This window comes from Streptomyces sp. Tek67B01 (assembly GCF_055231995.1).
The window spans coordinates 3,210,538-3,224,227 of the sequence record NZ_JBUYUY010000001.1 but is presented as its reverse complement, the minus strand read 5'-3'; the positions used below and the strand labels follow the sequence as shown (position 1 = coordinate 3,224,227).

The 13,690-nt window shown below is 73.6% G+C and carries 16 protein-coding genes; 8 read left to right on the top strand and 8 right to left on the bottom strand.

What is annotated here, in order from left to right; all coding sequences use genetic code 11:
- Positions 1 to 84 precede the first annotated feature (84 nt).
- Positions 85 to 597 (top strand): hypothetical protein, encoded by a 513-nt coding sequence (locus tag ACV7NM_RS14385; RefSeq protein ID WP_463410653.1) that lies wholly within the window; start codon positions 85 to 87, stop codon positions 595 to 597.
- 23 nt (positions 598 to 620) lie between these two features.
- Here the strand turns inward: ACV7NM_RS14385 and ACV7NM_RS14380 are convergent, their stop codons facing one another.
- The gene (locus ACV7NM_RS14380; protein ID WP_463410652.1) at positions 621 to 1,811 is read right to left on the bottom strand and encodes a thiolase C-terminal domain-containing protein; all 1,191 of its coding nucleotides are present in this window, start codon (positions 1,809 to 1,811) and stop codon (positions 621 to 623) included.
- 174 nt (positions 1,812 to 1,985) lie between these two features.
- On the opposite strand from ACV7NM_RS14380, the gene ACV7NM_RS14375 reads away from it, so the two are divergent.
- Together ACV7NM_RS14375 and ACV7NM_RS14370 are read left to right on the top strand one after the other, a co-directional pair.
- Positions 1,986 to 3,215 carry an acyl-CoA dehydrogenase family protein gene (locus tag ACV7NM_RS14375; RefSeq protein ID WP_463410651.1) on the top strand — a complete coding sequence of 410 codons (1,230 nt, stop codon included), beginning with the start codon at positions 1,986 to 1,988 and terminating at the stop codon, positions 3,213 to 3,215.
- Complete coding sequence (locus ACV7NM_RS14370) at positions 3,212 to 3,688, top strand: nitroreductase family deazaflavin-dependent oxidoreductase (RefSeq protein ID WP_463410650.1); 477 nt, start codon at positions 3,212 to 3,214, stop codon at positions 3,686 to 3,688. Before ACV7NM_RS14375 ends, ACV7NM_RS14370 begins: the two co-directional genes overlap by 4 nt.
- A gap of 107 nt (positions 3,689 to 3,795) precedes the next feature.
- Here the strand turns inward: ACV7NM_RS14370 and ACV7NM_RS14365 are convergent, their stop codons facing one another.
- The gene (locus ACV7NM_RS14365) at positions 3,796 to 4,443 is read right to left on the bottom strand and encodes a TetR family transcriptional regulator (RefSeq protein WP_463410649.1); all 648 of its coding nucleotides are present in this window, start codon (positions 4,441 to 4,443) and stop codon (positions 3,796 to 3,798) included.
- Between the two features lie 352 nt (positions 4,444 to 4,795).
- On the opposite strand from ACV7NM_RS14365, the gene ACV7NM_RS14360 reads away from it, so the two are divergent.
- The 3 genes from ACV7NM_RS14360 to ACV7NM_RS14350 all read left to right on the top strand — a co-directional run bounded on the left by ACV7NM_RS14360 (position 4,796) and on the right by ACV7NM_RS14350 (position 8,682).
- Positions 4,796 to 5,608 carry a VOC family protein gene (locus ACV7NM_RS14360; RefSeq protein WP_463410648.1) on the top strand — a complete coding sequence of 271 codons (813 nt, stop codon included), beginning with the start codon at positions 4,796 to 4,798 and terminating at the stop codon, positions 5,606 to 5,608.
- Positions 5,609 to 5,724: 116 nt separating this feature from the next.
- Complete coding sequence (locus tag ACV7NM_RS14355) at positions 5,725 to 8,130, top strand: outer membrane protein assembly factor BamB family protein (protein WP_463410647.1); 2,406 nt, start codon at positions 5,725 to 5,727, stop codon at positions 8,128 to 8,130.
- A 54-nt stretch (positions 8,131 to 8,184) separates the two neighbouring features.
- Positions 8,185 to 8,682, top strand: a complete 498-nt coding sequence (locus tag ACV7NM_RS14350; RefSeq protein WP_463410646.1) for a peptidylprolyl isomerase — start codon at positions 8,185 to 8,187, stop codon at positions 8,680 to 8,682.
- An 81-nt stretch (positions 8,683 to 8,763) separates the two neighbouring features.
- On the opposite strand, the gene ACV7NM_RS14345 is transcribed toward ACV7NM_RS14350, so the two are convergent.
- Together ACV7NM_RS14345 and ACV7NM_RS14340 are read right to left on the bottom strand one after the other, a co-directional pair.
- The gene (locus ACV7NM_RS14345) at positions 8,764 to 9,114 is read right to left on the bottom strand and encodes a MarR family winged helix-turn-helix transcriptional regulator (protein WP_463410645.1); all 351 of its coding nucleotides are present in this window, start codon (positions 9,112 to 9,114) and stop codon (positions 8,764 to 8,766) included.
- 91 nt (positions 9,115 to 9,205) lie between these two features.
- On the bottom strand, positions 9,206 to 10,048 hold the full coding sequence (locus ACV7NM_RS14340) for an SDR family oxidoreductase (RefSeq protein ID WP_463410644.1): 843 nt from the start codon (positions 10,046 to 10,048) through the stop codon (positions 9,206 to 9,208).
- 74 nt (positions 10,049 to 10,122) lie between these two features.
- Here ACV7NM_RS14340 and ACV7NM_RS14335 point away from each other — a divergent pair, with 74 nt between their 5' ends.
- Positions 10,123 to 10,623 (top strand): MarR family winged helix-turn-helix transcriptional regulator, encoded by a 501-nt coding sequence (locus ACV7NM_RS14335; protein ID WP_463410643.1) that lies wholly within the window; start codon positions 10,123 to 10,125, stop codon positions 10,621 to 10,623.
- On the opposite strand, the gene ACV7NM_RS14330 is transcribed toward ACV7NM_RS14335, so the two are convergent.
- Positions 10,620 to 11,126, bottom strand: a complete 507-nt coding sequence (locus ACV7NM_RS14330; RefSeq protein WP_463413943.1) for a GNAT family N-acetyltransferase — start codon at positions 11,124 to 11,126, stop codon at positions 10,620 to 10,622. The two genes, ACV7NM_RS14335 and ACV7NM_RS14330, sit on opposite strands and share 4 nt — an antisense overlap.
- Positions 11,127 to 11,202: 76 nt before the next feature.
- A complete protein-coding gene (locus tag ACV7NM_RS14325) occupies positions 11,203 to 11,721 on the bottom strand; it encodes a hypothetical protein (RefSeq protein WP_463410642.1) in 519 nt (172 codons plus the stop codon).
- A gap of 127 nt (positions 11,722 to 11,848) precedes the next feature.
- Between ACV7NM_RS14325 and ACV7NM_RS14320 the strand changes: the two genes are divergently transcribed.
- Positions 11,849 to 12,346, top strand: coding sequence for a hypothetical protein (locus tag ACV7NM_RS14320; protein ID WP_463410641.1), 498 nt, complete (start codon positions 11,849 to 11,851; stop codon positions 12,344 to 12,346).
- A 116-nt stretch (positions 12,347 to 12,462) separates the two neighbouring features.
- Here the strand turns inward: ACV7NM_RS14320 and ACV7NM_RS14315 are convergent, their stop codons facing one another.
- Together ACV7NM_RS14315 and ACV7NM_RS14310 are read right to left on the bottom strand one after the other, a co-directional pair.
- Positions 12,463 to 13,239, bottom strand: a complete 777-nt coding sequence (locus ACV7NM_RS14315) for an enoyl-CoA hydratase/isomerase family protein (RefSeq protein ID WP_463410640.1) — start codon at positions 13,237 to 13,239, stop codon at positions 12,463 to 12,465.
- Positions 13,236 to 13,682 (bottom strand): Zn-ribbon domain-containing OB-fold protein, encoded by a 447-nt coding sequence (locus tag ACV7NM_RS14310; RefSeq protein ID WP_463410639.1) that lies wholly within the window; start codon positions 13,680 to 13,682, stop codon positions 13,236 to 13,238. The genes ACV7NM_RS14315 and ACV7NM_RS14310 overlap by 4 nt, the downstream gene beginning before the upstream one ends.
- Positions 13,683 to 13,690: the final 8 nt, after the last annotated feature.

Here is a 13,690-nt window from a genome sequence, read left to right as displayed (position 1 = left end):
GGGTGGTCTGGGGAAAGTGCCTCCGGCACACCCCGGGCGTTCATATGATGTGCCCGCAACAGACCGCTAGGGGTGGGGGTATTCATGGACAGCGCGGACGACTCGGGCGCGAGACGCGCAAGCCGTACGGGGGCGGTGCTACGACGGACGCTGGCGGCCCTGCTGCTGGCCGGGGTGGCCGTCGCCTGCGGGCCCGACACGGGGAGCGCCCCGGCCCGGTCCCTGGCACCGACCACACCGTCGGCCGTCGCGTCGGCACCGCCCTCCTCCACCCCGCTCCCCGGCCCCTCGGCCTCGGTGTCGGCCTCTGCCCCCGCGAGCGTCGCCGTATCGACACCCTCCGCGCCACCGACGACCAAGGCCCCGGCCCCACCCCCGCCGCCGTCCCGGGAGCCGACCCAGGAGCCGCCCCGCGAACCGACCAAGGAGGCTACGCACGCGGCGCAGGCCTCCTGCGAGATCGTGTCCAATGCGGGCAACTGCTACAAGGCGGGCCAGTTCTGCCGCAAGGCCGACGTCGGCAGCGAGACGCACGGTGCGAACGGCCGCCTCATCTACTGCCGCCAGGACGGCAGTCAGCCCCGCTGGAACTACTGAGCCGCCGACGGGGACGGACAGGCCTAGCGGCCCAGGATGACCGTCCCCGAGGAGCAGAACCAGCCGCCCGTGCCCGAGGCCAGTGCCACCTCGGGCAGCCGGCCGTCCCGCCGGGTGACCTGCCGGCCCGGGCCGGCCTCCCCGCGGAGCTGACGGACCGCCTCCACCATCAGGAACAGCCCCCGCATACCGGGGTGGCAGGCCGAGAGGCCGCCACCGTCGGTGTTGACGGGCAACTCGCCGTCCCGCAGCAGCCGGCCCTTCTCCACGAACGCCCCGCCCTCGCCCTTCGCGCAGAAGCCGAGGTCCTCCAACGTCACCAGCGTCATGTAGGTGAAGGCGTCGTAGATCTCCGCGAGGTCCACGTCCGCCGGGGTCAGCCCGGCCCGCTCGAAGGCCAGCCGGCCAGAGACCGCCGCGGGGGAGACGGTGAAGTCCTCCCACTCCGACATGGTGGTGTGCGAGACGGAGGTCCCCGAGCCGAGGACCCACACGGGCGCCTTCGCGGTGTCCGGTACGTACTCCTCCGCCGCGAGGAGCACGGCGCAGCCGCCGTCCGAGCGGATGCAGCAGTGCAGCTTCGTGAAGGGGTCCGCGATCATCTCGGCGGACAGCACGTCGTCCACCGTGATCGGGTCGCGGTACATCGCGTCCGGGTTGGTCGCGGCGTTCGCCCGGGCCTGGACGGCCACGGCGGCGAGTTGCTGCGTCGTGGTGCCGTATTCGTGCATGTGGCGGCGCGCGGCCATCGCGTACTTCGCGACGAGCGTGTGGCCGTACGGGACCTCGAACTGGAGCGGTCCCCGCGCCCCGAAGGACAGGTTCGAGGTGCGCCGGCGGGCCTTGATGTCGGCGCGGGCGGTGGAGCCGTAGACCAGCAGGACCGCGTTGGCGTGGCCGGCGGCGATGGCGTCGGCGGCGTGGGCCGCCATGACCTCCCAGGTGGAGCCGCCGACGGAGGTGGAGTCGACCCAGGTGGGGCGCAGCCCCAGGTACTCGGCCACCTCGACGGGGGCCAGGGTGCCGAGCCCGGCCGAGGCCAGGCCGTCGATGACGGAGCGGTCCAGGCCCGAGTCGGCGAGCGCCCGGCGGGCGGCTTGGGCGTGCAGGGCGTAGGGGGTGGGTCCGTCCACCCGGCCGCAGTCCGAGAGCGCGACGCCGACGACCGCGACCCTGCGGCGGGGTGCGGAGGCGGCTGAGAGGGGTCCAGGCATGGGGCGACGGTATATCTGACGTACCGTCAGGCGCTAGGTCGCGTGCGGAACAGCACGTACTGCCGGACGACTTGGGCGGTGACAGCCCCTGGGCATCCCCGGCTCACCCGCCTAACATGACGGCCCGTCAGATACCCGGCCACCGCTGGGAGCGCCCCCGGGAGGAGCCCGACGATGGATGCCGCCTTCACCGCGGAGCAGGACGAGATGCGCCGTACCCTGCGCGAGATCCTGGGCAAACGCTGCGGCCCGGACGAGGTCAAGGCCGCCGTCCGCACCGCCGCCGGATACGACGGCGAGCTGTGGCAGCGGCTCGCCCGGCAGCTCGGCCTGCCGGGCATCGCCATCGCCGAGGAGTACGGCGGGGTCGGCTGCGCGCCCGCCGACCTGGCGCTGGCCTGCGAGGAGATCGGGCGCGTGCTGCTGCCCTCCCCGCTGCTGGCCACCGCCGGGCTCGTCGCCCCGCTGATCGGCGCCCTCGGCACGCCCGCCCAGCGCTCGGCGCTGCTGCCCCCGCTGGCCGCCGGGACGCTGACCGCCGCACTCGCCGTACCCGGCCCGGCGCTGGCCACGGCCCTCGCGCTGACCGGGGACAACGCCCCCGGGGACTGGTCTGGGGGCGGTCGCGCCGGCGGGGTGCAGGCCCGGGGCGGCGAAGACGGCGGCTGGCGCCTGTACGGGGAGGCCGCCCAGGTGTTGGACGGACACAGCGCGGGGCTGCTGCTCGTCGCCGCGCACGCGGGCGGCTTCGCCCGCAGCCGTACCCTGCTGTTCCTCGTACGGGCGGACGCGCCCGGCCTCGTACGCGCCCGGCAGGCCACCCTCGACGAGACCCGGTCCCAGGGCCGCGTCCAACTGCGTGACGTCGAAGCGGAACTCCTGGGCGCGGCAGACGCCGACGCCGACGTGCCCGGGGCGCTCGCCGCCACCGGTCGCGGCGTCGCGACCGTCCTCGCCGCCGAGGCGGTCGGCGCCGCCGGTCACGCGTTGGCCCGCACGGTGGAGTACGTACGGCAGCGAGAGCAGTTCGGCCGCGCGGTCGGCTCCTTCCAGGCGGTCAAACACCGCCTCGCCGACCTCTACGTACAGGTCCAGGCGGCGCGCTCCGCCGCGTACTACGCGGCCTGGGACCCCGATCAGGGGGGCCTCGCCCTCGCCCAGGCCCTGGAGGCGCTCCGGCTGATCGCCGGGGAGGCCATCCAGCTGCACGGCGGCATCGGCTTCACCTGGGAGCACGACGCGCACCTCTACTTCAAGCGGGCCGCGGCCGACGAACTGCTCTTCGGCCCCGCCCACCGGCTGAGGGCGCACGCCGCACAGCGCGCCGGACTCTTCCCGGCCCTGCGAGAGGGGCCGGCGACGCCAGAGCGGCCGGCGATCCAAGAGGGGACGGTCGTCCGATGACAGCCGTCGGTGTCCGCCTGATGCAGAAGGTCTCCTCGACCCTACTGTTCGCGAAGATCGCACCCCACGTCATCCCCGCCATGGACAAGGCGGTGCACAAGCTCACCCGAGGCAAGGTCATCCTGAGCGCGCAGATGCTGCCCGGGGTGATCCTCACCGCCAAGGGCGCCAAGACCGGCGAGCCGCGCACCACGCCGCTCGCCTGCATGCCGTTGGACGAGGGCGCGAGCTGGCTGCTGATCGGCTCCAACTTCGGCCGCCCCGGCCACCCGGCCTGGACCGCGAACCTGCTCAGACACCCCGACGCGCGGGTGAGTTGGCACGGCCGGGACATCGCCGTACGGGCCCGGCTGCTCCAAGGCGAGGAGCGTGCGGAGGCCTGGCGGCAGGCCCTGGCCTTCTGGCCGCCGTACGCGACGTACCAGGCGCGCATCGAGCGTGAGATCCGGCTGTTCCGCCTGGATCGCCGCTGATCGCCGCTGATCGCGGGCTCGTCACGGCTCATCACCGCGACCCCGGGAAGGGGACCCGGACCCCTGGCGGCGGACCTGGACCCCTGGCGGGGGTCCGGGGTCCGCCGTTACTTGGTCGGCTTCTTGCCGGTGATGCCCAGGTGGACGAGGAGCGCCAGGTTCGGCTTGAGTTCGGCCTGCTTGACGCCCCAGGTCTGGAAGCCCTTCTGGTGCGAGGCGACCGCGGCCAACATCGCGACCAGCGAGCCGGCCATCGCGGCCGGGCTCAGGTCCTTGTCGACCTTGCCCTTGGCCTGGAGCTCCTTCATCGACTCCGTAAGGGAGTTGGTGACGGAATTGAGGATCTTCATGCGGATCTTGTAGAACCGCTTGTCGCCCTCGGCCGCGCCGAGGTCGACGACCCGCAGGATCGCGTCGTTGCGGCGCCAGAAGTCCAGAAAGCCCTCGACCAGTTCTTCGGCCGTGGCCCAGCCGGCCTTGCCGACCCAGTTGCGGCCCTCGACGAGCGCGGTCAACTGCGCGCCCTCCGTGGCCATTTCCTCTGCGATCTCCAGGACGGCACCTTCGACGTCCGGGAAGTACTGGTAGAAGGTCGCGGGGGAGGTACCGGCCTTGCGTGCGACGTCGATCACCTTGACGTCGCGGTACGGCGAGGAGCTGAGCATCTCGCCGAGGCAGTCGAGCAGCTTCTGCCGCGTCGCCTGGCCGCGCCGGCCGGCGACACGCCCGTCGACGGTGCGTACTTGTCCTGTCATGCCGTCAGCTTACCGAGGGGTGATCGGCGCGCTATTCGGCCGCCTGCAAATGGGGTTAACCGGTCGCCGACCTGGGCCCCAGCGTCCCCGCACCCGATGGACCGATGCTTTTCGGCCGTTCTTCGCACTCGTTGCGGCCTTGCCCGCACCGCTTGCGTCGCCGGTCGCGGACCGTCACCGGCCCCACCCGTATCGTGGCGTAATCCCCCGAATAGTCTTGTCAACAGGCTGTGGACAAGTTTTCGGACCCATCATGGCTGGGAGGCGCAGGGCGGCCGTGGCGGACGCAGGGGCCGCACCCCCGCACGGGACGCGGGGTGCATACCCCCGCACAAGGGAAGGAACCGGGCCAATGACGGCATTCGCGGAAGGCTCCCCCTGCTGGGTCGACGCCTCACTCCCGGACGTCGAGGCGGGAAAGCGTTTCTACGGTGAGCTCTTCGGGTGGACCTTCGGGGACAGCGCGGGCGCCGAGTACGGGCACTACACGCAGGCCTACAGCCGGGGCCGCAACGTCGCCGCCCTCGCCCCGAAACCCGACGGCCGCATGCCCACCGTCTGGGGGATCTACCTCTACACCGTCGACGCGTACGCCTGCGCCGCCCGCATCCGGGCCGCCGGCGGCCAGATGGTCATGGACCCGCAGCCCGTCGGCCCGTACGGCACGGCCGCGATGGCCGCCGACCCCGGCGGAGCCGTCTTCGGCCTCTGGCAGCCCGGCACCCACCACGGCTTCGAAGCCCAGGGGGAGCCGTACACGTACCGCTGGTCGGAGGTCTACACCCGCGCCCGCGACGCCGTCGACGTCTTCTACGCCAAGGTGTTCGGCTACGTCCCCGAGGACCAGGACGACCCCGCCTCCGGAATCGAGTACCGCGTCTGGTCCCCGCCCGGCAGTGCCCCCGGTTCCGCCACCGCCGTCCTCGGGCGCAGCCTCATCACCGACGCGTTCCCGGAGATCATGCCGTCGCACTTCCTGGCCTACTTCGCCGTCCCCGACTGCGACCAGACCGTGGCCGCCGCGCGGCGCCTCGGCGGCCGGGTCACCGCCGATCCCGTCGACACCCCGTACGGGCGCATCGCGGTCGTCGCCGACAATCAAGGGGCGGTCTTCGGGGTGCTCTCGGAGCCGCGGACGAAGGCCGGAGGCGAATCCCGGCCCTGACCCGGGGCCGGACCCGGCGCGGGCCTGACAGAATCGGGCGTGCGCGCCGGTGGACGCGCGCTGCGGGCGGGCCCGGTGTGGGCCCGGACGGCCCGTACGGGGAGGTGTGGAGGCGAGTGGTGGAGCAGCTGACGCAGCACGACCCGAGACGGATCGGCCCCTTCGAGGTGCTGGGACGGCTCGGCGCCGGCGGCATGGGGCTGGTCTACCTCGCGCGGTCGGCATCCGGACGACGCGTCGCGATCAAGACGGTGCGGACCGAACTGGCCGAGGACCAGCTGTTCCGCGTGCGCTTCACCCGCGAGGTGGAGGCGGCGCGCGCCGTCTCCGGCTTCTACACCGCGGCCGTGGTCGACGCCGACCCGCGCGCCGCCGTGCCGTGGCTGGCGACCGCGTACGTACCCGCCCCCTCCCTGGAGGAGATCGTCAACGAGTGCGGGCCCATGCCCGTACAGGCCGTACGGTGGCTCGCGGCGGGCATCGCCGAGGCCCTCCAGTCCATCCACGGCGCCGGCCTCGTCCACCGCGACCTGAAGCCGTCCAACGTGCTCGTCGTCGAGGACGGCCCGCGCGTCATCGACTTCGGCATCGCGAGCGGGGTCTCCAACACGCGGCTGACCATGACGAACGTCGCCGTCGGCACCCCCGCCTACATGTCGCCCGAGCAGGCGAAGGACTCGCGCAGCGTCAAGGGCGCCAGCGACGTCTTCTCGCTCGGTTCGACGCTCGTCTTCGCCGCCACCGGACACCCGCCCTACCACGGGGCGAACCCGGTCGAGACGGTGTTCATGCTGCTGCGCGAGGGCCCGAACCTGGAGGGGCTCCCCGACGAGCTGCGGCCCCTCATCGACTCCTGCATGCAGATGGACGCCACCCGCCGCCCCACCCCCGCGGACCTCCAGGCGCAGTTGGCCCCGCACCTCTTCGACGGCGGCGACGACAGCGGCACCGCCTCGGCCTGGCTGCCCGGTCAGGCCGTCGCCATGATCGAGGCCCGGCGGGCCGGGCTGCGTACCGCCGTGGTCCCCGCCCCCGCCCGCAAGCCGCGCGGGGCCGAGGGTCCGGCGTCGGGCCCCGCCACGCACCGGCGGCGCGAGCCCGCCGAGTCCTGGGTGGACCCGCGCACCGGCCAGGCCGCCCCGCCGCTCCCGGCGCACCAGCCGGACGCCTCCCCGGTGCCGTCGGGCGAGCCCGTGCGGCTCGGCGCCTCCCCGGTGCCGATCGGGCCCGGGCCGCGCGCGACGGCCGCCGCGCCCGCCGGCGCCGGAGTCGATGTGGCCACCGCCTGGGTCCGCCCGCCGGGCGGCGCGTCCGCGGCCGACGCCGTGGCGGCGGTGCCGCACCAGTCGGCGTCCTCGACCCCCGGGCCGTCCGGCCCCTCACCCGACAGCGGCCGCTGGCGGCCTTGGCGGTTCCGCATGTCCAACGAGGTCTGGGGCACCCCGACCGTCGCGGGGGACCTGCTCTACGTCACCTCCTTCGAGGTGCACGCCCTGGACGTCGGCAGCGGCCGCAGGCAGTTCAAGACGCGGGACGTCGCCTGGTCCATGGCCGTCGCGGACGGCCGCATCCACGCCTCCGACGGGCCTTCCCTGTACGCGCTCGACGCCTCCGACGGCTCCGAGCGCTGGCGGCTGGCCACCGATGCCTGGGTCTACGCCCTGCGCGCCGAGCGGGGCACCGTGATCACCGCCACGCGCGGCGGCGGCGTCCAGGGCTGGGAGGCCTCCAACGGCCAGAAGCTGTGGGAGCTCAGCGGCGCCCAGTCCGACTTCGAGACCCCGGAGGCGGCGCCCGTCCTGCACGACGGCACCGTCTACGTGTGGCAGGACGCCCGGCTGCGCGCCCTGGACGCCCGCTCAGGTCTGGAGGCCTGGTCGTACCCGGTCGGCGACGCGGCGTCCTGCGGGAACGTGCCGGTACGGGTCACCCCGGCGCCCGACGGCAACGTCTACGTCGCCGCCGGCACCCGCGTCCTGTCCGTCGACCGGGCCTCGGGGCGGGTGCGCTGGCACTTCGAGGCCCCGGCGGTCTTCCTGGCACCCCCGGCCTTCGCGCCGGGCGCGGCGGTGACGGGCGGCGGCGTCTACCTCGTCGACTACCTGGGCACCGTCTACGCCTTGGACGCGGCGACCGGCAAGGACCGCTGGCGCATCGCGACGGAGTCGCGGCCCTCGCCGGACCCGGTCCTGGTGGCGGCCGGCAGCGTCCACCTGGGCGCGGGCAGTGCCCTGTACACGCTCGACGCGGTCACCGGCACCCCGAAGTGGCGTTTCGCGGCGGGCGGGGAGATCACCGGCTCGCCGGCGGTCGCGGACGGCCGGGTGCACTTCGGCTCGGCGGACCACTGCCTGTACACCCTGGACGCGGCGGGCGGCCAACTGCGCTGGAAGCTGGCCACGGGCGGCGAGATCACCGGCGCCCCGGTGGCGGAGTCGGGCGTGGTGTACGCGTGCAGCAAGGACCGCTGCGTGTACGCGCTGGACGCGGCGAAGGGGACGGGCACCCGGACCGCCGCGTGAGCGCGGCCGGGCCCCTGAGTCGCGCGCGGCACCGGGAGTGACAGGATGGACCCCATGAGCAACGTCTACTTCGACATCAACATCAACGGCGAGTCCGCGGGCCGCATCGTCTTCAACCTCTTCGATGACGTCGTCCCGAACACGACGAAGAACTTCCGCGAGCTGGCCACCGGCCAGCACGGCTTCGGCTACGCCGGTTCGCCCTTCCACCGCGTCATCCCCGAGTTCATGCTCCAGGGCGGTGACTTCACCAACCAGAACGGCACCGGCGGCAAGAGCATCTACGGCGAGAAGTTCGCCGACGAGAACTTCAAGCTGAAGCACGACCGCCCGTTCCTGCTGTCGATGGCGAACGCCGGCCGCAACACCAACGGCTCGCAGTTCTTCATCACCACGGTGGCCACCCCGTGGCTCGACGGCAAGCACGTCGTGTTCGGTGAGGTCGTCGAGGGCTCGGACCTGGTCAAGAAGATCGAGGGCCTGGGCTCCCAGTCCGGCCGCACCTCGGCCAAGATCGAGATCGCGGCCTCGGGCGTCGTCGACGCCGCCTGATCCCTCCAGCCCCGGCCGGCCGGCCCCGCCCCCTCCGGGGGAGCGGGGCCGCCGCCATGTCCGGCCCCTGACCGGCCCTCGTCAGGTGGCCGGCGTGAGGTTGCGGGTCATGCGGGCGAGGACGCCGACGGCGGTGGTGTACTCGTCGGCGCAGATGCCCCGCGTCGCGAGCGCCCGGAAGGCGTCGACGCGTACGGCGGCCTCGGCGCGGCACGTGCGTCCGGCGTCGGTGAGGGCCAGGATGTCGGGGGTCGGGCGGGTGAGCCTGCCCGTGGTGAGGAGGGCCTCGACCGCCGCCGTCAGGGCCGGCGCCGCCGCGTTGGCGGTGAGGAGGTCCCGTACCGCCCGATCGGTCGCGGGGGCCGCTCCGACCGCGTTGAGGACCTGCCAGGTCAGGCGGGTGAGGCCGGCCTCCGCCAGCATGGCGTCCATGTGGGCGGTGAGGGCCTGGTCGGTGCGTGCCAGCCAGTAGCCGATGGGTCTGTCCGTGTCCTGGATGGGTGCGGGTCCCCGTTTCCGGTGGTCAGCGGGTGGTGAAGGCCGCGGCGTTCTCCCGGGCCCACTGCGCGAACGCGCGCGGCGGGGTGGCCAGGAGGGAGGCCGTGGTGTCGGCGATCGGTACTGGGGTGACGGTGGCGCGGGCCCACAGGTCGAGGAGCGAGCCGGCCATCGCGGCGGGCATGTGGCGGGCCAACTGTTCCTCGGCCTCCGCGCGGGTGATCTCCGCCACCGCGACGGGCCGCCCGATGGTGTCGGCGATGATCGCGAGTTGCTCCCGGAAGGTCAACGACCGGTCTCCGGTGAGGGTGAGCGCGTGGCCCCGCAGGGAGTCGCCGGTCAGTGCCCTGACGGCGATGTCGGCGATGTCGGCGGGGTGGATCGGCGCGATGCGCGCCTCCGGGTAGGCGAGCGGGACGGGCAGGCCCCGGGCGATGAAGTGGGCCCAGCCGAGGGCGTTGCCCGCGAAGGCGTCGGGACGCAGCAGGGTCACGGTGAAGTCGGCCGAGGCGAGGGCGCGTTCGACGCGGAGGCTGTGTGAGGCCAGCGGGTCGTTCTCCGCGCCGGGCTCAAGGACGGAGGCGGAGGAGAGCAGGACGACGTGCTCGACGCCCGCGCTCTCCGCGGCCTCGACGAACGCCGCGATGCCGGCGGGTTCGGGGTAGAGGAACACCTGGCGGACGCCGTCCAGCGCGGCGGCGAAGGTCTCCGGCCGGTCGAGGGCCAGCTCGCAGGGCTCCACGCCGGGCGGCACGGTGAGCTCGGCGGGGCGGGCGCTGGCGGCGCGGACGAGATGGCCCGCGCCGTGGAGTCGGGCGGTGATCGCCCGGGCTACGGCACCACGGGCGCCGGTGATAAGGATCGTCATGGATATGCATGCTTGCATGCACACGTTTCCACGTCAACACATGTCTGTGTCGGAGCACGGGGTATCATCGGGGCATGGCGAACCCCGAGACGATGACGGCCGACGAACTGCTGGACGCCGTCGGACCGGCGTTCTCCAAGCTGCGTCGCACCTCACTGCTGGAGGTCGAGAACCCGATCTCGGCGAAGGACCTCAGTCGCACCCTGGTCCTGAACCTCGTCCTGGAGGGCACCCGGCAGCCCGACGAGGAGATCACCGTCGGGGGAGTGGCGGAACTGCTGGCCGTGGACCCGTCGGTCGCCAGTCGTATGGTCAGTGACAACATCAAGGCCGGCTACCTGGTCCGGGGGGCCTCCCAGCGCGACGGCCGCCGTACGGTGCTGCACCTCAGCGAGGCCGGCCACGAACTGATGGCCCGCTTCCGCCGCCACCAGCGATCGGCGTACGAATACATCACCGCCGACTGGTCCGACGACGAGCGCCTCGACTTCGCCCGCCTGATGCTCAAGTACGCCGGCGCCCTGTCGGACCTCCGCCACCGCGGTCCGGCGGCCCCGGACGGCAACACGCCCTAGACGCGCCGCTCCAGCACCCGGCCCGGCCAGGTGCCGGACATGAAGGGGTCGGTGGGCGTGAAGCCGTTGCGCTCGTAGTACGCCACCAGCTCGCCGCCCCCGCCCGCCCAGCAGTCGACCCGCAGCAGTGCGACGCCGGCCCGCCGGGTCTCCTCGACGGCGCGGGCCAGCAGCGCCGCCCCGATCCCGAGGCCCGCGTAGCGGCGGTCGCCGACCAACAGTCGGACGTACCGCTCGGGTTCCCCGGCCGGCGCGATCGGCAGCTGCGCACTGGGCCCGGAGTCCAGGACGAGGGCCCCCGCCGGGGCGCCGTCCCACTCCGCGATGAAGGGCGTGTTCTCGGTCGTGTACCGCCCGACCCGCTCCACCCCGCCCGGCCGCCGCGAATACGGTGTCGTGCCCCACTGCTCGGTGTTGCCGCGGGCGTTCATCCAAAGCACCGCGGAGTCGAGCATGCCCAAGATCACCGCCGCGTCGGCGGGGCCGCCGGGCCTGATCCGCATCCGTCCGCCGTCGGCGCCCTCGCCGTCAGTGCTGTCGTTCACGACAGAAGCCTAGGGCCCGTCCGTCCGACGGGCTTCAGGGGCGGTCCGGCGGAGGGGGCCAGGGCTCGTCGTCGTGGCGGGTGGGGGAGGTCGGAGCCTGGTTGGTGGGCGGGAGGTCGCGGTCCCGGACGCGGCGGCGGGGGCGGCCGCGCATGACGGCCGCCGCCAGGAGGAGCAACGCGCCGGCGCCGAACGCGCTGGCCACGCCCGCGCCGACGCCTCGACCGCCGCCGACCGAGATGCTGCCCACGGCCTGGCCCTGACGGACCATCCACAGTGCGGCGAAGCCGAGGACCACGACCCCCGCGAGCGCCATCAGAGCGCGTGAGCGCAGCACGATCGCGATGAGGGCCAGCAGCGCCGCGGCGCAGAACGGCAGCAGCAGCCCGGTGAACAGGGCGGCTTTGGCGCCGGTGATCCCGCCCGGGGCGAAGAGTTCCACCAGGCGGTAGTCGCGTCCGTGCCGGCCGTCGTACCAGGCACGGAAGGGACTCCAGACGGCGACCGCGGCCCCGATCAGACCGAGGATCGAGCCGAGTACGTTGCGGATCATGCCCGGCCCTCCGGGGTAGGGATCTTGTGCCCGACGCTACGTGCGGCCCGGGGTGCCCGCACCTCGGGTGGGGCGTCCGGGGGGCCTGGTAGCGTGGCGCGCCGTTGCCCAGGGGGAGGAGTCGGCCGTGGTGGTCGGACGTCGCATCAGATTCGGCGCGGTGCTGGTGGCGGTGGTGTTCGCGCTCACGGGGTTCTCGTCCGGCCACAAGAGCGGTCACAAGAGCAGCGGTGGGGGCGGCTGCTCCAGCTCCAAGAGCAACAGGAGCAGCAGCAGCTCCAACCGCACCACCACCAACAACCGCAACACCACCAGGGGGAGCGGGTCGACGGCGAGTCCCACCACGAGCCCCACCGACACGGGTCCACTCGCCCGCGCCGAGGTCGTCACCTGCTCCGGCCCGGGCCGGCCCGAGGTCACCGTCAAGGTCACCTCCCTCGCGAGCACGGAGCGCACGGTCGAAGTCCGGATCAAGATCGACAACGCGTCCGGGACCGTCGAGCGCACCTCCGGCCGGGTCACGCTCAAGAAGGGCGAGAGCCGCACCGTCGAGATCCCGGTCGGCGACCCCACGACGGCCTCGACGGCCCTTGGTTGCCGAGTCGGGTCCGTCGTCCCGGCCTGACGGGCGTCGCCGGCCTGACGGATGCCGCCGGGGCGGACGGGCGCCGCCGGGCCTGGGCGGCGCCGCCCGGCCCGACCTCCGCCCCGCTCGCCCGGCAGGCCGCCGGCCGAGCGCGCCTAGCGAACCCGGGGCTCCGGTGACGTGCGGCGGCCGGTGAAGAGGGCGGCCTGGTCGGCGGCGGGCAGGTTGCCCAGGGCGATCAGGGCCGGCGCCTGGTCCAGGGCTTGGCGCAGCGCCGCCTGCTTCGCCGACCACAACGCCCGTACCGTCCCCTGGACGGCCGCGGTCGGGAAGCCGGCCAGCGTCCGCGCCGACCGCAGTGCCGCCGCCACGAGCTCCCCGGGCTCGACGAGCTCCGAGACCAAACCCGTCTCGTACGCCCGCCGCGCCGAGAGCCGCTCCGCCGTCCCCATCAGGGACATCCGGGCCACCTCCCCGAACGGCATGCGCTGGGCCATGTAGACCGCCTCGTAGGCGCTGACCATCCCGTAGGTGGTGTGCGGGTCGAAGAACGTCGCGGTCGACGACGCGACGATGAACTCCGACTCGCCCAACAGGTAGAAGGCCCCGCCGCACGCCATGCCGTTGACGGCCGCGACCACCGGCTTCCACAGGTCGTTGGCCTTCGGGCCGACGGCGATCAGCGGGTCGTCGACGGAGTAGGGGGACGCGGGCTGCGGTACCGAAACGTCCCGGTCGACGCCCGTGCAGAACGCGGCCGTACCGGCCCCCGTCAGCACCACCGCCCGTACGGCGTCGTCCTGCCGGAACCCCCGCCAGACGGCGGCCAGTTCACCGGCGGTCGGGAGATCGATCGCATTGTGCCTGCGCTGCCGGTCGAGGGTGACGACCGCGACGCCGCTCGCCCCGTCGCGATCCACCCGTACCGTCACGGCCGCTCCAGGACCCAGCGCGGCACGCTCATCCCGCCCGTCTCGGTGAACACCACCTGCACCCGCGCCCCGATCCGCAGCCGGGCCGGGTCCACCGAGTCCAGCGGGGCGTCGGCCGAGGTGACCAGGTTCCCCGCCAGCCGGATCAGCGGGGCCTCCGCCAGCTCCACGAGGACGACGTTGTACGGGGCCTGCGCCGCGTAGGCGGGCAGCAGCGGCGGGTGCGGCCGTACGTACGACCAGATCCGGCCCCGGCCGCTCATCAGCCGCCATTCGGAGCCGAACGACCCGCAGTGCGGGCAGCAGGGGCGCGGCGGGAAGCGGAGTCTGCCGCAGTCGGCGCAGGCCTGGACACGGAGTTCACCGCGCGCGGCGTACTCCCAGAACGGGGCCCCGTCCTCGTCCGGGACCGGGAGGAGGAGGCTTTCGGCGGGCGCGGTCATGGTCGGTG